The sequence below is a fragment of the Flexivirga sp. B27 genome (assembly GCF_052905685.1).
Genome location: NZ_JBPYUM010000003.1, coordinates 48,614 through 65,821 on the forward strand (window position 1 = coordinate 48,614; position 17,208 = coordinate 65,821).

Here is a 17,208-nt window from a genome sequence, read left to right on the forward strand (position 1 = left end):
AAGGAAGAGACCATGCATGCCCTTGAGATCGACCGGGTGACAGTGCGATTCCGTGACGGCGAGGGTTGGACCAATGCACTGACGGATGTCTCACTGGACCTTGCTCCCGGCGAGTTCCTGGCGGTGACCGGCCCGTCGGGATCCGGCAAGTCCACGCTGCTCGCCGTCGCAGGCATGCTGCTCACGCCGACCGAAGGCACCGTGCGGCTGGCGGGACGTGATGTGACCGAGGCCGATGCGAAGACACGAACCGACCTGCGGCGAGGCGGCATCGGCTTCGTCTTCCAGCAGCCTCACTTGCTCGCTTCGCTGACCGCGCTGGAGCAGTTGCTGATGGTGGCTCGACTGGACGGCGACCGCTCGAAGGAGGCCGAGCAGCATGCCAGGGACCTGCTCGCCCAGATCGGCCTCGGCCCGGTGCTGCACAAGCGGCCGTCGCAGCTGTCGGGTGGCCAGCAGCAGCGCGTCGGGATCGCCCGGGCGCTCATGGGTGATCCCAAGCTGCTACTCGTCGACGAGCCGACGTCGGCGCTGGATCACGAGCGCGGCGTCGCGATCATCGACCTGCTCCGGACGCTCACCGAGGAGCGTGGACTCGGCACCCTCGTCGTCACGCACGACCTCGGCACGCTCGGCCCGAACGACGAGGTCGTGCGATTGGTCGACGGGAAGTTGGCGATGCCGGAGGCGGCGCACTGATCGTCGTTACTCGACAAGTTCTGGCCAGGCGGGAGCCGACCGGTCGGCATACGCCTCGGCGAGTATGGCGACCACGGCCTCCCGCGGCAGCGATCCTCGGAAACCCGCGAAGACATCGTTGACCTGCACCGAGCCGTCCGCCGCCTCGGACTCGCCGAGCACCGCGAACGCGTAGTCGCGGCGCGCCCGGCTGGTGCGGATCCGCGCGCCGAGCGATCCGTCCACCTCGAGTTGCGCCCGCAGCCCGAGCGCCACGAGTGCATCGACGAAGTCGCGTGCGACGCCGTCGGCGGCCTCCGACACCGGCAGCACGCATACCTGGATCGGGCTGAGCCACAACGGCATTCGGCCGTCATACCGCTCGAGGAGCGCAGCGGTGACGCGCTCCATCGCACCGACGGTGCCGCGGTGGATCATCACGACCTGCTGCTTGGCGCCGTCCGGGCCGTCGTAGGTCAGGTCGAATCGTTGCGGCTGCACGAAGTCCAACTGCACAGTCGCCATCGACTCCTCATGCCCATTGCCGTCGAGCACCTGCAGGTCGAGCTTGGGGCCGTAGAACGCAGCTTCGCCCTCGGCCTCCACCACCTCCAGCCCGTATGACGCCAGGTCGACTGCAGCACACGCCTGCCGCAGGGCCGAAGTGGCCTCGGCCCACAGCACCGGATCGCCCAAATAGCCCGGACCATCGTCGCGCAGCGACAGGCGCACGTAGTCGACCGGCATACCGAGCACCTGCTGAGCGTGCAGCGCCGACCGCAGCGCGCGCTCGGACTCGTCCGCGACCTGATCGGGCCGGCAGAAGACGTGGGTGTCGTCCAGGTTGATCTGCCGGACACGGGTCAACCCGCTGACGACCCCGGAGCGTTCGGCTCGGAACATCGGCGCGAGTTCGTTGAAACGAAGCGGCAATTCGCGGTATGAGTGCTGCCGCGACGCATAGCTCATCGCGTGATGCGGACAGTTCGCCGGCCGCAGCACCAGCTGGTCCTCGGGCGCCTCGTCGCCCAGCTGCATGGGTGGAAACATGTCGTCCGCGAACTTCGCCCAGTGGCCGGACTTCTCGAAGAGCGCCCGCTTGGCCAGCACCGGAGTGTGCACGCCGACGCAGCCGTCGGCCCGCGCAATGTCTCGCGCCAGTCGCTCCAGCTCGTCGCGGATCACCGACCCGGCCGGCAGCCACAACGGGAGACCGGGTCCGACGAGCGGATCGCCGGCGAAGAGGTCGAGCTCCCGACCGAAATCCCGGTGGTCGTGAGGGGAATTTGCAGCGTTTTCAGGTGAATTCATGACTTCCTCGGTTCGTTGACCCCGAAGTCGCCTGCGGCACGAGAAACGCCCCGGAGAGGACTCCGGGGCGGTGGTGTGCAGGGTGGTTCAGTGCAGCACGACGCGGCCGGAGTGATCCGGCGTCGTCGTCCGCTGCGCGTCATACATGGGACGAGTGTAAGCGGCTCCACCTTCGCAGCGCACCACGTTTGGACGCACCGTCAGGGTTGTGCCGCAGCAGGCCTGTCGTCGTCCAGGTCGCCCATACCGAGAACGAACCGATAGCGGACATCACCGCGTGCCAGGCGTTCGAGTGCCTCGTCGGCCCGTGAGGAGGGCAACAGCTCGATGTCCGCCACCACGTCGTGCGCCGCGCAGAACTCGAGCAACTCCGCGGTGTGTGCTCGTCCACCGCTGCCGGCCGAGGTGAGCTTCTTGCGCCCGATCAGCAGATCCATCGTGTCGACGGAGATCCGCCCCAGATATCCGACCTGCGACAGCGCGCCGTCGAGGGCGAGGAGCGCGAGGTATGGCGCGAGGTCGTGGGCGACGGCGACGGTGTCGATGATGACGTCGAAGCGGCCGCGGGCCGCGGACATCGCGTCGGCATCGGTGGACACCAGCACGCCCTGCGCGCCGAGCCGGTGGGCATCGTCGGCCTTGTCCGCGGAGCGGCTGATGACCGTCGTCTCCGCACCGAGCGCCACTGCCAGTCTGACGGCCAAGTGGCCGAGACCGCCCAGGCCGACGACGGCGACCCGAGTCTTGGGCCCAACACCCAACGTTCGCAACGGTTCCCAGACGGTGATCCCCGCGCACAGCAAGGGTGCTGCGGCCGCAGGGTCGAGGGATTCCGGCAGTGGGTAGGCGAACTCCTCCCGGACGACGTATTCGCGGGCGAAAGCGCCGAACGTCGGCAGACCGTCCTGCCGGTCGGTCCCGCCATACGTCAGGGTCGGGAACTCGCGGCAGAAATTCTCCTGGCCGGCCGCGCACATGTCGCAGGCGAGGCAGGCGTCCACGATGTTGCCGACGGCGACGGCGTCACCCACCGCGAAACGGCGGACCGCGCTGCCGATCTCGGTGACGACACCTGTGAACTCGTGACCGGGCACCAGCGGCACCGCGGAGCCGGGTGTGTGCGCGTGCAGGGCATGCAGATCGCTGTGGCAGACCCCGCAGTAGTCGACCCGGACGGCCAGATCGTCGGGACGCAGGTCACGCCGCTCAAGGGCGATCGGGCGCACGGTGGAGTGTCCGGCGGCGGCCCAGCCTCGGGTACTTCTCATGTCGACATCCTTAAACAGACTGTTCGGTCTATTCCAGACTAAGCGGCGCTGCCACCAAAAACAAACCAACCGGTCTGTTGTGTAACGTGGAGTGATGCCCGACAAGGAACTGACGGCACGCGGTGCCGCGACGCGCGACCGGATCGTGGAGGCGGCAACGGCCGAGTTCGCCGAGCACGGCATTGCCGGCGCGCGAGTCGAACGCATCGTCGCCGCTGCCGCCACCAACAAGGCGCAGCTCTACGCCTACTTCGGCAGCAAGGACGGTCTGTTCGATGCGATCTTCGGCGCATCGCTGGAGCGGATCATGGAGGTCGTCCCCCTCGAGTCGGCTGACCTCGCCGACTGGGCGGTTCGTCTCTACGACGAATACCTGCGGCGGCCGGACCTCATCCGGCTGGCCACCTGGAATCGCCTCGAGCGCCGGCCCACCGGCCACCTCGTCGCAGAGGCCGATCGGCTGGACGACCGCAAATTGCGCATCATCGCCGACGGTCAGGCGGCCGGGTCCGTGCAACCGGGCGATCCGTTCGACATCATGGCGCTGGTCATCGGTATGTCGATGGCCTGGTCTCCGGTCAGCAACGTCTACGCCGCCACTGCAGACGAGCCGAAGCGCACCCATCGGGCTCGCCGTGAGCTGCTGCGTGACTGCGTCCGGCGTGCGGTGCTGATCGACTGACCGGCACGACCCATCGCCGCGAACTTCGTAGGAGGCCGCGTCGGGTCAGGCCCGGTCTGCCACGAGGTATGCCGCACCGGCGCTGACCGCTGCTGCCGTGAACACCGACGGCCAGGCGCCGATCTTCTTCGCCAACGGGTGCGAAGCGCCGAACGATCCGACGTAGATCGCGCTCAACGCCGCCGCGCCCACCGGGCCCGTCTTGGCCAGCCACGTGCGCCCGGCATACAGGCCGGCAGCACCGAGCAGGACACCGCCGAGCGGGCGGATGCCGGTCTCCCGCGCGGTCAGGAACCCGCCGACCAGCCCGAGGGCTGCGAGTGGTGCGGTCTGGACGTCGGTTGCGTTGCGAAGAGCCATGCTGCAGAGCCTAATTCGCGAGGCTGAGAGCCTTGCGCGGGACCTCGAGAGTGAGCTCATTGAGGAGGTCGTGAGGGACGAGCGACCGTCTCGAACGGGCTGGCGGAGGCCTCGAGACGCTCGTGCCTCGCTCCTCGGCCACCTCGGGGAGCTCGCTCCTCGCCACGTCGGGGAGAGCTACTTGTTGGCCCAGGCGATCGTGACGCGACGGTTCTTGGCACGCCCGGCGGGGTTGTCCGAGCCATCGGCCTTGGTGTTGGCCGCGACCGGCTTGGTCTCGCCGTTGCTGGAGACCTTCAGCTTCGCGCCGGGCAGCTTGCTGCGCAGCTCCTTGGCGACGGCGTCTGCGCGCTGCTTGCCGAGCTTCTGGTTGAACGCGTTGCTGCCCTTGGAGTCCGTGTTGCCAACGACTGCAATGGTTTTGCCGTCGACATGCGACTTGATGGAGATCGCGGTCTGTCCGATGACCTGCCTGCCGGTGGCGGTCAGTTTCGCGCTGCCGTAGGCGAAGAGGACGTCCGCCTGCAGGTCGACGGTCGAGGTGTTGCCGACGTTGCACACGACATAGCGACCGGCGAGCTTGCCACCGGTGGGCTCCTTGCCCGCGACGGTCTTCTTGCCGGTCTTGTCGACGTAGAAGAGGCCGCTCTTGTCGGCCGCGCCCTTGCTCCCGTCGGAGCCGACGAACTGCAGGCCCTTGGAGTTGGCGCACGTCACCGAGCCGTCCGGCAGCACACCGATGACCCCGGAGGAGTCCGCAATGACGCCGGCGCCCTTGGCGTTGACGGTGGTCGGTGCGCCGCTGGCGGAGACCCACGTCGCCTGCTTGTCGGTCAGGGTGAGCGATCCCTGCGAGGTCTTGCTCTTCGTGTGGTGCAGGTCCGTGATCGGTGCACCGGTGTCGACACTGAAGCGGATGCCGTTGTTGTAGACGAAGGTCACCTTGCTGCCCTCGGCATACCACCCGCCGTCGTTGCCGAGCGCCCCGTCCTCCGGCCCGACCTTGCCCGACCCGGGCGACGTGGAGGTCGAGGTGCCGGAGCTCGATGTTCCCGCGCTCGATGTGCCCGCCGACCCCGACGAGGCGCCGTTCGTCGCCATCTCACTGGCAGCGGGTCCGCCGTCGGCCGTGGTCGAGGTGCCCTCGGACACGGCCGGCCCGTCCTGCTGTTGGCACGCACTCAGCAGCCCGGCCGCCGCCAGCAGCACAGTGGCCGTCGTCAACGCCTTGGTTCGTCTCATGTCCCCTGGTCCTTCCACCTCGGTCACGGGCCTTCGCACGGTATGACGCAACGGGCCCGCGAACCGCTCCCGCCGGTTTCTCCCGGCATACGATCGCAGCATGTCACCTCGTATCGCCACCGCGCAGCGCGTCGACCGGGCCGCCGTCCTGGACTTCGTGCGCACCCGACACCGCGCCACGCTCGTCACCCACAAGCGCAGCGGCGGCCTGCAGTTGTCCCTCGTCACGTGTGGGGTCGACGAGCAGGGTGAGGTGTTGATCGCGACCTATCCACAGCGCGCCAAGGTCGCGAACATCCGCCGCAGCCCGCAGGTTTCGCTGCTGGTCCAGTCCGACGACTGGGATGACGCCTACGTGCAACTCGACGGCACGGCACGCGTCATCGACCTGCCCGACTCGGTCGAGCCGCTGGTCGCCTATTTCCGCTGCATCTCCGGCGAGCACCCCGACTGGGACGAATACCGGCAGGCGATGCGCGACCAGGGCAAGTCGCTCATCGCGGTGAGCATCACCGGGTGGGGACCCATCGCGACGGGCGGTTTCCCACCGGAGAACGTGCAGGCCTGACGGCATACGAAAGGCGCCCGGACTCGATCGAGTCCGGGCGCCTTTGGCTCGCGGCGGAGAGTGCTCCTACGAGATCTCGGATCCGCGAAACTTGGGGTGAGCCTCAGTGCATCATCATCGGCGCTGCGTCCTCACCGGATGCCGGCTCGGGCAGCGGCTTGCGGGGCAGCATCAGCGCCGGGACGATCGTCAGCACACACAGCACCGCGGAGACCCAGAACGTCGTGCTGAACGAACCTGCGAGGTCCGACAGCGCGTTGGCCATGAACTGCTTCTGGCCACCGGCCTGGGCGATCGCCTGCAGCTGGTCGTGCGTCGGCGGCAGTGGTGGCTTGTGCTGTGCACGCTCCTGGATCGACTGACCGATCTGCACGAAGTCCGATGCCTTCTGGCGGTCGGTCAGCACGGTCGACATCACCGCGACGCCGACCGAGGAGCCGACCTGCTGGACGATGTTGATCAGCGTCGAGCCACGCGCGACCTCGCTGTGGGTCAGCGTCTTCAGCGCCGAGGTCATGATCGGCATCATCGTGCCGCCCATGCCCAGGCCCATCACGAACAGCACCGGCAGGATGTAGGAGTAGCTGGTGCTCTCGTCGATCTGGGTCAGCCCCAGCATCCCGGCGATGATCAGGACGAGGCCGAACGGCACGATCCGGCCGACCGGCATCCGGTCGACGAGCGCACCGGCGATCGGCATGGTGATCATGGCGCCGATGCCCTGGGCAGCCATCAGCAGCCCGGAGTCGAAGGGCGTCTCGCCGCGGACCGCCTGGAAGTAGGTCGGCATCAGCAGCAGACCGCCGAAGAACGCCGCGACGAAGAGGAACATCGTGATCGTCGACAGCGACAGCAGGCGGTTCTTGAACAGGCGCAGGTCGATCAGCGGGTGCTTCGGCTTGAAGGTGTGCCGGATGAACAGCCCGATCAGGATCAGGCCGAGGATGCCGGTGATCAGCACCTTCGCGGAGCCGACGCCGTCGGTCGGGATCGACGATGCGGCGAAGAGGAAGAGCGCCAGGCCCGGCGACATCATCAGCATGCCGACGAAGTCGAAGGACTCCGACGGGACCGGCCGGTCGCTGTCCAGCGCGAACCAGGCGTAGACCATCGCGATGAGGCCGATCGGCACGTTGATCAGGAAGATCCAGTGCCAGCTGGCGTGGTCGATCAGGTAGCCGCCGAGGATCGGTCCGCCGATCGGGCCGAGCAGCATCGGCACACCGAGGATGGCCATCAGCCGGCCCATCCGCTTCGGTCCGGCAGCGTGGGTCAGGATCGTCATACCGAGCGGCATCAGCATGCCGCCACCGAGACCCTGCACGACGCGGAAGGCGATCAGCACGCCGATCGAGCCGGCCGAGGCGCACAGCGCCGAGCCGATCGTGAAGAGCAGCAGCGCCAGGATGTAGAGGCGCTTGGTGCCGAACCGGTCGGCGGCCCAACCGGTCATCGGGATGATCGTCGCCAGCGACAGCGTGTATGCCGTCACCGTCCACGCGACGGTCGAGTAGGCAACAGGGTCACCGCCGTCGGCGAAGGCCTGTTGGAAGGTCGGGAGTGCAACATTGACGACGGTGATGTCGAGGATCGACATGATCGCGCCGAGCACGACCACGCCGGCGACCTTCAGGACGGCGCCGTCGATCTTTTCTGGGTAATCCGCAGGTGCAGCGGTGGACACGCGAGGTGCTCCTTAACGACTGTGAAAGCTTGTGGCAATAGCCTGACCGGGATCGGTTTCACCGCGGTTTCACCGCCGACGCTGCTGCACAGCACACGAGCCGCCCCCGGGCGACCTATCCAGCCTATTACTCGGAGACTGTCTCCGGAAATGGATATTGGGTGGCCCGCGTCACGTCCCTGGCGGTGTCTGCAGGGCCGCTGCGACCCGCTCCACCGTGGCTTCTGTCGCGGTGGCGTCCCCGTCCGGCAGGTCGGTGTCGGTGAACAGGTGCCCCTTGCCGGGCGTCACGAAGTCGTCGAACGACGCACCTGACGCACGGACCGCCTCGCCCAACGCACGCAGGTCGTCGCCGTCGACGAAGGCGTCCTCGGCATACCGGTGCACCTGCACGGGTTGCCCGCTCCACGTGCCGTGCCGCGGCGCCGCGACACTGTGCATCAGGATGACGGCCTGCGCCTGCGGTCGGTCGGCCGCCAGCCGTTGCGCGAAGGCCGCACCGAGGGAGAACCCGGCGAGCACGGTGTCCGCGGGCAGCTCGTCGATCACCGGCCGCACCCTGGCCAGCAGCTGCGCCGGGCCGACATCGTCGCGGTGAGACAGGCCGGCGCAGGTGTCGTCGAAGACATTGCCGCCGTAGTAGTCCGGGGTCACCACCTCGTGGCCGTGCTCGCGCAATGCGTCGGCGAAGCGCAGCACCGCCGGGCGGAGCCCGAAGGCCGAGTGCAGCAACAGGACCGTGCTCATGATGTCTCCTCAGGTTTCGAGCGTCTGGGCGGCGGATGAGTCCTTGGCCGGCGGTGCGGAGCGCAGCAGCACCGCGAGCAACCCGCCGAGCACCATCACGACACCGACGAGCCACAAGCCCGTCTTCTGGGTGCCGGTGCCGTCCTTCAGCCAGCCGGTGAAGTATGGCGCGAAGAACCCGGCCGAGTTGCCGACCGAGTTGATCAGCGCGATCCCGCTCGCCGCCGCAGCGCCGGACAGGAAGTTGGTCGGCAGTGCCCAGAAGGTCGGCAGCGCACACATGATGCCGACCGCGCAGATGGTCACCGCGACCATGGCCGCGAACGGGCTGCCCAGATAGAGCGTGATCGGTATGGCGACGCCGCCGACGATCGTGGGTCCGGCGACGTGCCAGACGCGTTCGCGGGTCCGGTCACCGTGCAGCGCCCACGGGACCATGACGATCGCGCCGACGACATACGGGATGGCGTTGATCAGACCGCGTTGCACCACCGAGTAGTCGGTGCCGAACTGCTCGGAGAAGCCCGAGATGATCGACGGCAGGAAGAAGCCGAGTGCGTAGAGCCCGTAGACGATCCCGAAATAGACGAAGGCCAGGGCCCAGACCCGCGGCCGGGTCAGCGACTGCAGGATGTCGACCTGGTAGGCGCGGTTGCGGCCACGCTCCTCGGCGTCCAGGGTGCGTTGCAGCGCGTCCCGCTCGGCGGGTGCCAGCCACTTGGCGTTCTCCGGGCGGTCGGTCAGGAAGAACCACGTGACGACGCCGAGGATGACCGCCGGCACGCCCTCGATGAGGAACATGATCCGCCAGCCGTCGAGGCCCAACCAGCCGTGCGCGTGCTCGATCAGCAGTGACGAGATCGGTGTGCCGATCGCCGTGGACAACGGGACGGCAATCATGAAAAGCGCTGTCATCCTTGCGCGTTCGCGCTGGGGGAACCAGAAGGTCAGATAGAGCACGATGCCGGGGAAGAAGCCGGCCTCGGCGACGCCGAGCAGGAAGCGCAGCACGTAGAGCGTCCCGGCGTTGGGCACGAAGGTGATTGCTGCGGCAACGATGCCCCAGGTCACGAGGATGCGCGCGATCCACCGGCGGGCGCCGAACTTGTGCAGCGCCATGTTGCTGGGTACCTCGAGCAGCAGGTAGCCCAGGAAGAAGATTCCCGACGCGAAGCCGAACATCGACCCGGTCAGCTGCAGGTCGTCGTTCATGCCGTTCGGTCCGGCGAAACCGATGTTGGTGCGGTCGAGGTAGTTGACGAAGTAGAGCAGCGCCACGAACGGGACGAGCCGGCGCACCGAGCGCCGAACCGCGTTGCGCAGTGCGGGGTCGTTCTCGTCCGGGGCTGCGTCGGCCAGTTGCTTGGTCAGGTCCGGTCCGTCGCCAGGCGGCTGCATGGTGTCAACGTATCGGTTGTGTTCCGACGTTGGTCGAGCGGCGACGAAGCGGCGTTTCGAGACCACGACCGAGTAAGAATGGCTGTGTGGATGGCACTCAGGTCTGGCATGTCAGGGACGGCGAACTCGCCTCGAAGCGACCGGAGTCGTGGGTCTACGTCTGGCGGCTGCCGGACGCTGCGGACCCGCGGGCCAGCATCTTGTATGTCGGCACGACCGGCATGCCGCCGGCGCTGCGGACCTGGCTGCACCTGCACGCCAAGGACAAGGAGCTCGCCCGGATCCGCAAGCGCTTCCCCAAGATCGACACCGAGGCCGCCGACGTCTACGCGTTCCCGGTTCCGCCCGGCATGGAGCGTGTGCAGGTCAAGCACGCACTGGTGCACGCGCTCGCCGATGCCGGCCTGCTCGCGCCGGAGTATGTCGGCCCTCCCCTGGAGGGCACCGTGCGAGTGGGGGAGGCCGTCGCGTCATACGTGGCGCAAGTGGTTGCCGAGCTCACCTGACACAAGCTGGTCGAGTAGGGCGAGGCGCTAGCCGAGTCCGTATCGAGACCCCTCCCCAAGCCGGTCGAGTGCCGGGGGAGCGCACCAAGCCGGTCGAGTAGGGCGAGGCGCTAGCCGAGTCCGTATCGAGACCAACAGCAACGGTCACGTGGTCTCGATACGCGATTTCCTCCGCTTCGCTCCTCCATCGCACTCGACCACCATTTAGCCGAAGAGGATCGCCGCTTCGTCCCAACGCTCCCGGGGAACCGTCTTCAGCACGGTCGTCGCGGAGTGCAGGTCGACAAACTCGATCTCCGTGCCGATCAGCGAAACCATTGTCCCCCAACGCTTTTCAACGACAGCATCGACAGCAGCGGTGCCGAATCGGGTCGCGAGCACCCGGTCGTATGCCGAGGGCACACCACCACGCTGCAAGTGCCCGAGCGTCGCCGAACGGGTCTCGATGCCGGTGCGCTCCTCGATGGTCGGGGCGAGACGCTCGCCGATGCCACCGAGCCGCGGCCGGCCGAACGCGTCCAGCCCGCGCGGCGCGTGCACCTGCTCCTCACCGGACGGGACGAAGCCCTCCGCAACGACCACGACGGGTGCGCGTTTGCGGTCGCGGGCGTCCTCGACCCAGCCGCAGATCTCCTCGACCGAGACATCCACCTCGGGGATCAGGATGGCGTGCGCGCCGGCCGCGATGCCGGCGTGCAGCGCGATCCAGCCCACGTGCCGCCCCATGACCTCCACGACCATGCAGCGGTGATGCGACTCCGCGGTCGTGCGCAACCGGTCGATCGACTCGGTCGCGACCGACACCGCGGTGTCGAAGCCGAAGGTGTAGTCCGTTGCGGACAGGTCGTTGTCGATGGTCTTGGGGACACCGACGACGGGGATGCCCTCGTCGACCAGCCGGCGAGCGGCGGTGAGCGTGCCTTCGCCGCCGATGGCGATGAGCCCCGACATACCGCGCGCTTCCATGACTTCGCGCACCCGCTCGGCCCCGCCGTGCTCGAAGGGGTTGGTGCGGGAGGTGCCCAGGATCGTGCCCCCGGCACGCGAGATGCCGCGCACGTCGTGCCGCGGCAGCGGCACCATGTCGTCCTCGACGAGCCCGCGCCATCCGTCGTGTATGCCGAGGAACGACACGTCGTGGATGCGATCGCCCTTGATGACCGCACCGCGGATCACCGCGTTGAGGCCGGGGCAGTCGCCGCCGCTGGTCAGGATTCCGATCGTCATGCCGTTGGTCACGGGGTCCATCGTGCTGGTTTTCCGGCGGCGGCGTGGCGGATGTCCACGATGTTGTCCTCCGGTGAGCCCTCCCGGGTGCTCCCGCTGCATGCGGTCCCCGGCGTGCGATGCTGACAGGCGATGACAGAACCGACTCGCATACCGACGAGCACACCGACGCGCACCCCGATGTGCCTGGTCTTCCTGCTGCGTGACACCGACGGCGGCCAGGAGGTGCTGCTCGGGCTGAAGCGCCGCGGTTTCGGCACCGGCCGGATCGTCGGCATCGGCGGGCACGTCGAGCCCGGGGAGTCCGACCCGGATACGGCCGTGCGGGAGACCTTCGAGGAGACGGGCCTGCACGTCATACCGTCGCAGTTGTATGACGCGGGACGCGTCGATTTCCGCTTCCCGGGCAGCCCGGAGTCGGACATGACCGTCGCGCTCTACCGCGCGACGCAGTGGACCGGCGAGGTCGTCGCTTCGGACGAGTTGGACCCTCAGTGGCACCCGGTGGCGGACCTGCCGACCGGCCGGATGTGGGACGACTCGCGGATCTGGCTGCCGCACGTGCTGCGCGGTGAGCGCATCTCGGCCGACATCACCTATGACGCCGCCGGGACGCGGGTCGCGGACGTCCGGCTCACCGTCCTGGGACAAGCAGTTACCCGAGAGTCACCCGCGATCCACCGTTCGTAGGTACCGTGGCAAGGACCTGCGGGTGCCCTCAGCGCGCCCGGCAGATCCACGGCATGCGACATGTCCGTGACTCGGGCGAGATTTACGAGGATCCATGACGACGATCAGCTATACGCGAGCCGGCTCCGGTGACCCGCTGGTGCTCATCCACGGCATCGGACATCAGCGCTCCGCATGGGGCGAGACCTTCGAGTTGCTGGCCGAGGACTTCGACGTCATCGCCATCGACCTGCCGGGTTTCGGCAAGTCACCGCGGCCGAGCAAGCCGCACAGCTATCGGATGGACAGTTACGTCGATCAGCTGGAGGAGTTCTTCGCCGAACTCGGGCTGGATCGCCCGCACGTCGTGGGCAACTCGCTCGGCGGGCTGTTCGTGCTCGAGCTGGCCGCGCGCGGTGCGGTGCGCACGGCGACGGCGATCTCCCCGGCCGGCTTCTGGGGTCCGCTCGGCCTGGCCAATGCCGTGGTCAACCTGGCGGTGATGAAGGCGTCGACCTACGCCCCGCGCCGGGTGGTGAAGACCTTCTCGGACAAGGCGTTCCTGCGCAAGATCAGCCTGCGGGCGCTCTACCAGCACCCCGAGCGGGTGCCGGCCGACGTCGCCTACGACGACGCGCTCAACCTGCGCAGGTCGCCGGGCTTCTTCCCGGTCGCCTGGTATGCCGTCCGGTCCCGCTTCCGGCGTCAGCCGCTGGTCCCGGTGACGATCGCGTGGGGCACCAGGGACAAGCTACTCCTGCCGTCGCAGGCCACCACGGCGCGCGAGGCGCTGCCGATGGTGTCGCACCTGACGCTGCCCGAGTGCGGGCACGTGTCGATGGTCGACAACCCCGAGCTGGTCGCGGGTGCCGTGGTGCAGACGGTCGTGCAGGCCGCGGATCGCGCGGGTCAGCCGTTGCTGCACCTGACCGGCGCCTGAACCGGTAGCCGATCGGGACGAGGATCGCCGACACCTGATCTTCGCGTCAGGCGAATTCAGCTGCTGCGCAACGCGATTCCGGCGGCAGTGAGCTGGTAGTAGACGTAGCGTCCGCGGCGGAACTGACTCAGCAGCCCAGCTCGGCCGAGCACCTTCAGGTGGCCGCTCACCGTCGGCTTCGGCAGCTGCAGCTTCTCCGCCAGCTCGGTCGTGCTGACCGGCACCGTCGCCTGACCGAGGATGCGTGAGCGGGTGCTGCCCATGAGTTGCTCCAGGCTGCTCGACGCCGGCTCGGTGTCCTGCAGCCACAGGGTCGCGGCGCCCCAGGCGGGGTAGCCGATCGCGACCGGCATGTCCGGGGCGTCGTGCTCGTCCGGGCCGTGGACGATGAAACCGGAGCCCTTGAAGACGACCGGCGTGAAGACCAGGCCGCCCGGCGGCACCGGGATGTCGATGTCGAACTCGTGCTGCAGCTCCAGCACCTCACCGTCGAAGCGGATCTGATCGTTGAGGTCGTTCAGGACGCCGCCGATGCCGTCCTTGACGATGTGTTCGGCACGCATCGACAGGTCGCGCAACGCGATCGCGTGTGCACGGTCCCAGAACGGTTGCAGCACACCGCCGAAGTAGTCGACCAGCGCGTCCTGTGCGATCCGGCGCAGTCCCGCCAGGTCCTCATTCCCGTATGGCGACTCCTGCGAACGAAGACGCTCGCCGACACCCTGGACGTCCCGGTCGGGGATTGCGTCCACCAGTGACCGCAGCCGCTCGGTCACCGCGGCTGGGGAGTTGTCGACGTTATACGCATAGCCGGGCACGACCAGCAGAGAGGGTGCGGCCGGGTTGGTGGTGAGGCGGCGCAGGGTTGCGACGCCGGGCGCGTCCTGGTCACGCAACGCAGCCGCGAGCGGTGCATGCAGCGACCGTGAGGAGGGCTGCACGAAGAGCGACATGCTCGACAGGACGTTCCACGCAGGGTCGACGACGAACTTGATCGCGGCGATGTCACCGGTCGAGCACCGGATGCGAATCATCGCCGGTGTCCTCCTTCTCGTCGTGCTCCGTGGCCGACGGTACGTGGCACTGTGTGTCGGAGACCCATTGTCACGTATGGGTGCCGGGGATGGAGGTTCGGTCAGCGGGGTACTCGACGCGGCATGATATCCCGGGACAGCGGTGGACGATCTGACGATTTCAGTGAGGGTTGGCGCTCATGAAGGACGCATCGGACGGCTCAGGAACGCGTCCCGTCAGGCGGGAGCGCCGTCATACCCGCCTGTGGGTGCTTCCCGCGGTGCTGGTCGTCCTGTGGCTGGTGGTCGGCGGCATCACGGGGCCCTACTCCGGGAAGCTGAGCAGCGTCTCGACCAACGACCCGGCCGCGTTCCTGCCGTCCAGCGCCGAAGCCACTCAGGTCAACACCTTGGCCAAGGACTTCCAGGGCCGCGAGGTGAACCCGGCACTGATCGTCTATCAGCGCAGCGACGGCATCACGGCCGCCGACAAGAAGGCGGTTGCACGTAAGGCGGACTCGGTCCGATCCATCGGCGGTGTGGTCCGCGGCGTGGTGGGCCCGATCCCGTCCAAGGACGGGAAGGCTCTCGAGGTGGTCGTCCCCTTGGACGGCACGCTGGGCGACGAGACCGCGACCGTCGTGGATCAGGTCCGGGACCGGATGGAATCCGGGTTGCCGCCCGGGATGCAGGCCTACGTCACGGGCCCGGCGGGCTTCGCGGCAGACCTGGGCAGTGCCTTCAGTGGCATCGACGGGGTGCTGCTGCTGGTCGCTGTCGCCGTCGTGCTGGTCATCCTCATCGTGGTCTATCGCAGCCCGATCCTGCCGTTCGTCGTCCTGTTGTCGGCGTTGTTCGCGCTGTCGCTGGCCAGTGGCGTGGTCTATTTCCTGACCGACCAGGGTGTTCTCACCCTCAACGGCCAGAGCCAGGGCATCCTGCTGATCCTCGTCGTGGGAGCCGCCACGGACTATGCCTTGTTGCTGGCCTCCCGGTTCCGGGAGGAACTTCGCGAGGAGGCGTCCCGGTTCGCCGCCATGCGGATCGCCCTGCGGCAGTCGTTGGAGCCGATCCTGGCCTCGGGCATCACGGTCATCCTGGCGCTGATCTGTCTGCTGGTCAGCGACCTGAATTCGACGAGCAGCCTGGGGCCGGTAGCCGCCATCGGCATCGCCTGTGCCCTTGCCTCCGCACTCACCTTCCTGCCGGCTGTGCTGGTGCTGCTCGGGCGCGCGGCCTACTGGCCGAAGCGGCCGAAGCTGGGGTCGGAGCACCCCGAGCGGTCGGGCGTGTGGGGTCGGGTCGCAGACCTCGTCGCTCGCCGCTCGCGCCCGCTCTGGATCGGCGCGACCCTGCTACTCGTCGTGGGCTGCGCATTCCTCCCCACGCTGAAGGCCAGCGGTGTTCCGCAGAGTGCGCTCTTCCTGCAGACGGTCGAGTCCGTCACCGGACAGCAGGTGGCAGCCGATCACTTCCCGGGCGGCACGGGCAGTCCGGTGGAGATCATCGGCTCGGCCGGCAAGGCAGAACAACTCGTAGCAACCGCTGGGAAGGTCGACGGGATCTCGTCAGCACAACTGCTCGGTGACTCGGGACGCCCGGTCGGGCCGGGGACGCCGCCCAAGACGGTTTACGGACGGGTCGAGATCCAGGCCGTGCTGACCGACCCACCGGACAGTGACGCCGCGATCGCCACTGTCCAGCAGCTTCGCGAAGCGGCTCGTGCCGTCGCACCGGACACGCTGGTGGGTGGAGCGACCGCCATACAGCTGGACACGCAGCAGACCGCCGAGCGGGACCGCGCGCTCATCATTCCGATAGTTCTCGCGGTGGTCCTGATCCTGCTGATGCTGGTGCTGCGCTCCGTGCTCGCACCCGTGCTCCTGCTCGCGTCCGTCGTGCTCAGCTTCGCCGCGACCCTGGGGGTCTCGGCACTGGTCTTCAACCACGTGCTCGACTTCCCCGGTGCCGACCCGTCCGTCCCGCTCTTCGGCTTCGTCTTCCTCGTCGCGTTGGGAGTCGACTACAACATCTTCCTCATGACCCGGGTGCGCGAGGAAGCGCTCCGGCTCGGCACCCATGACGGGATCCGGCACGGACTCGCAGCCACTGGTGGTGTCATCACCTCGGCAGGCATCGTTCTCGCAGCGACGTTCTCGGCGCTGAGCGTCATACCGATCCTGTTCCTGGCGCAGATCGCGTTCATCGTCGCGTTCGGTGTACTGCTGGACACCTTTCTCGTCCGGTCGTTGCTGGTGCCGGCGCTCGCGGAAGACATCGGCCCACGAATTTGGTGGCCCAGCAAGTCCTTCCGATGATCACCGCGCTTGGTCCTCAGTGCTGAGCAGCCTCAACGGGGCTGCAGTGCGCAGGCGATCCGCATGCCTTCACCCGCTGGTTTTCGCCGTGACAAGATTTCTTGACATCGAAACCGGTTGTACCGCTGTATGGCGATGAAAGGCAGATTCACCAGGATCCCGTAGCCGATGAGCAGGCTGGCGGGCAGTGCAGGGTTCCAGAGAGCGAACAGCGGCCCGCACGCCAAGGCGCCCCAGTGTGCGAGTTCGGCGCGGCGCGTCTCCCTGATGAACAGGTCGAGGCCGCCGTCAGTCAAACCAGGTAGTCGCGCCTTGCTGATTCCTCCGTCGAAGAGATCGCCGGCTTCAGGTAGCCGGTCCTTCCAGGCATGGATGCGCAGTCGGCGGCGGTACCACCGTCCGGAGTCCTCGAACCTGCGGGGACGCAGCAGCCACCCGTCCTGGTTCAGGCAGCGTCCGGTCAGCCGATGAGCGGCATATCCCGTGCCGGCGTGGAAGACGCCCCAGGCGGCGATGTCGGTTGCGATCGTGACGCGGACCGGCATGACGAAGTTGAGCATCGGTCTCCTGCCCTTCCCACTCCTACGGGCGGCAGTG

Annotated in this window: 17 protein-coding genes; 7 read left to right on the forward strand and 10 right to left on the reverse strand. The window is 67.8% G+C overall.

Annotated features, from left to right (window positions below; translation table 11 throughout):
- Positions 1 to 12 precede the first annotated feature (12 nt).
- Positions 13 to 699: an ABC transporter ATP-binding protein gene (locus ACSZL9_RS12520; RefSeq protein WP_446665843.1), complete on the forward strand. Its 687-nt coding sequence runs from the start codon at positions 13 to 15 to the stop codon at positions 697 to 699.
- Between the two features lie 6 nt (positions 700 to 705).
- Here the strand turns inward: ACSZL9_RS12520 and ACSZL9_RS12525 are convergent, their stop codons facing one another.
- Both ACSZL9_RS12525 and ACSZL9_RS12530 read right to left on the reverse strand, forming a co-directional pair.
- A complete protein-coding gene (locus tag ACSZL9_RS12525; RefSeq protein ID WP_446665844.1) occupies positions 706 to 1,989 on the reverse strand; it encodes an aminoacyl--tRNA ligase-related protein in 1,284 nt (427 codons plus the stop codon).
- 200 nt (positions 1,990 to 2,189) lie between these two features.
- A complete protein-coding gene (locus ACSZL9_RS12530; RefSeq protein WP_446665845.1) occupies positions 2,190 to 3,257 on the reverse strand; it encodes an NAD(P)-dependent alcohol dehydrogenase in 1,068 nt (355 codons plus the stop codon).
- Positions 3,258 to 3,351: 94 nt separating this feature from the next.
- Between ACSZL9_RS12530 and ACSZL9_RS12535 the strand changes: the two genes are divergently transcribed.
- The gene (locus tag ACSZL9_RS12535; protein ID WP_446665846.1) at positions 3,352 to 3,939 is read left to right on the forward strand and encodes a TetR family transcriptional regulator; all 588 of its coding nucleotides are present in this window, start codon (positions 3,352 to 3,354) and stop codon (positions 3,937 to 3,939) included.
- A 45-nt stretch (positions 3,940 to 3,984) separates the two neighbouring features.
- Here ACSZL9_RS12535 and ACSZL9_RS12540 read toward each other — a convergent pair whose 3' ends face one another.
- Together ACSZL9_RS12540 and ACSZL9_RS12545 are read right to left on the reverse strand one after the other, a co-directional pair.
- On the reverse strand, positions 3,985 to 4,299 hold the full coding sequence (locus ACSZL9_RS12540; RefSeq protein ID WP_446665847.1) for a hypothetical protein: 315 nt from the start codon (positions 4,297 to 4,299) through the stop codon (positions 3,985 to 3,987).
- A 177-nt stretch (positions 4,300 to 4,476) separates the two neighbouring features.
- On the reverse strand, positions 4,477 to 5,541 hold the full coding sequence (locus ACSZL9_RS12545; protein WP_446665848.1) for an OmpA family protein: 1,065 nt from the start codon (positions 5,539 to 5,541) through the stop codon (positions 4,477 to 4,479).
- A gap of 100 nt (positions 5,542 to 5,641) precedes the next feature.
- Between ACSZL9_RS12545 and ACSZL9_RS12550 the strand changes: the two genes are divergently transcribed.
- Complete coding sequence (locus ACSZL9_RS12550; RefSeq protein WP_446665849.1) at positions 5,642 to 6,109, forward strand: PPOX class F420-dependent oxidoreductase; 468 nt, start codon at positions 5,642 to 5,644, stop codon at positions 6,107 to 6,109.
- Between the two features lie 103 nt (positions 6,110 to 6,212).
- Here ACSZL9_RS12550 and ACSZL9_RS12555 read toward each other — a convergent pair whose 3' ends face one another.
- The 3 genes from ACSZL9_RS12555 to ACSZL9_RS12565 form a co-directional block, all read right to left on the reverse strand.
- Positions 6,213 to 7,793, reverse strand: a complete 1,581-nt coding sequence (locus tag ACSZL9_RS12555) for a DHA2 family efflux MFS transporter permease subunit (protein ID WP_446665850.1) — start codon at positions 7,791 to 7,793, stop codon at positions 6,213 to 6,215.
- Between the two features lie 171 nt (positions 7,794 to 7,964).
- Positions 7,965 to 8,540 (reverse strand): dienelactone hydrolase family protein, encoded by a 576-nt coding sequence (locus tag ACSZL9_RS12560; RefSeq protein WP_446665851.1) that lies wholly within the window; start codon positions 8,538 to 8,540, stop codon positions 7,965 to 7,967.
- A 9-nt stretch (positions 8,541 to 8,549) separates the two neighbouring features.
- Entirely contained in the window at positions 8,550 to 9,938 is a 1,389-nt protein-coding gene (locus tag ACSZL9_RS12565; RefSeq protein ID WP_446665852.1) for an MFS transporter, read from the reverse strand.
- Positions 9,939 to 10,024: 86 nt separating this feature from the next.
- On the opposite strand from ACSZL9_RS12565, the gene ACSZL9_RS12570 reads away from it, so the two are divergent.
- Positions 10,025 to 10,444, forward strand: coding sequence for a hypothetical protein (locus ACSZL9_RS12570; protein ID WP_446665853.1), 420 nt, complete (start codon positions 10,025 to 10,027; stop codon positions 10,442 to 10,444).
- A 204-nt stretch (positions 10,445 to 10,648) separates the two neighbouring features.
- Here the strand turns inward: ACSZL9_RS12570 and ACSZL9_RS12575 are convergent, their stop codons facing one another.
- The gene (locus tag ACSZL9_RS12575) at positions 10,649 to 11,671 is read right to left on the reverse strand and encodes an ATP-dependent 6-phosphofructokinase (protein WP_446666364.1); all 1,023 of its coding nucleotides are present in this window, start codon (positions 11,669 to 11,671) and stop codon (positions 10,649 to 10,651) included.
- 132 nt (positions 11,672 to 11,803) lie between these two features.
- Between ACSZL9_RS12575 and ACSZL9_RS12580 the strand changes: the two genes are divergently transcribed.
- A complete protein-coding gene (locus tag ACSZL9_RS12580; protein ID WP_446665854.1) occupies positions 11,804 to 12,361 on the forward strand; it encodes an 8-oxo-dGTP diphosphatase in 558 nt (185 codons plus the stop codon).
- A 94-nt stretch (positions 12,362 to 12,455) separates the two neighbouring features.
- Positions 12,456 to 13,280, forward strand: a complete 825-nt coding sequence (locus ACSZL9_RS12585) for an alpha/beta fold hydrolase (RefSeq protein ID WP_446665855.1) — start codon at positions 12,456 to 12,458, stop codon at positions 13,278 to 13,280.
- 56 nt (positions 13,281 to 13,336) lie between these two features.
- Here the strand turns inward: ACSZL9_RS12585 and ACSZL9_RS12590 are convergent, their stop codons facing one another.
- Complete coding sequence (locus ACSZL9_RS12590; protein ID WP_446665856.1) at positions 13,337 to 14,314, reverse strand: ArsR/SmtB family transcription factor; 978 nt, start codon at positions 14,312 to 14,314, stop codon at positions 13,337 to 13,339.
- 179 nt (positions 14,315 to 14,493) lie between these two features.
- Here ACSZL9_RS12590 and ACSZL9_RS12595 point away from each other — a divergent pair, with 179 nt between their 5' ends.
- Positions 14,494 to 16,611 (forward strand): MMPL family transporter, encoded by a 2,118-nt coding sequence (locus tag ACSZL9_RS12595; RefSeq protein WP_446665857.1) that lies wholly within the window; start codon positions 14,494 to 14,496, stop codon positions 16,609 to 16,611.
- A gap of 32 nt (positions 16,612 to 16,643) precedes the next feature.
- Here the strand turns inward: ACSZL9_RS12595 and ACSZL9_RS12600 are convergent, their stop codons facing one another.
- Positions 16,644 to 17,171: a glycosyl-4,4'-diaponeurosporenoate acyltransferase CrtO family protein gene (locus ACSZL9_RS12600; RefSeq protein ID WP_188836149.1), complete on the reverse strand. Its 528-nt coding sequence runs from the start codon at positions 17,169 to 17,171 to the stop codon at positions 16,644 to 16,646.
- Positions 17,172 to 17,208 lie beyond the last annotated feature (37 nt).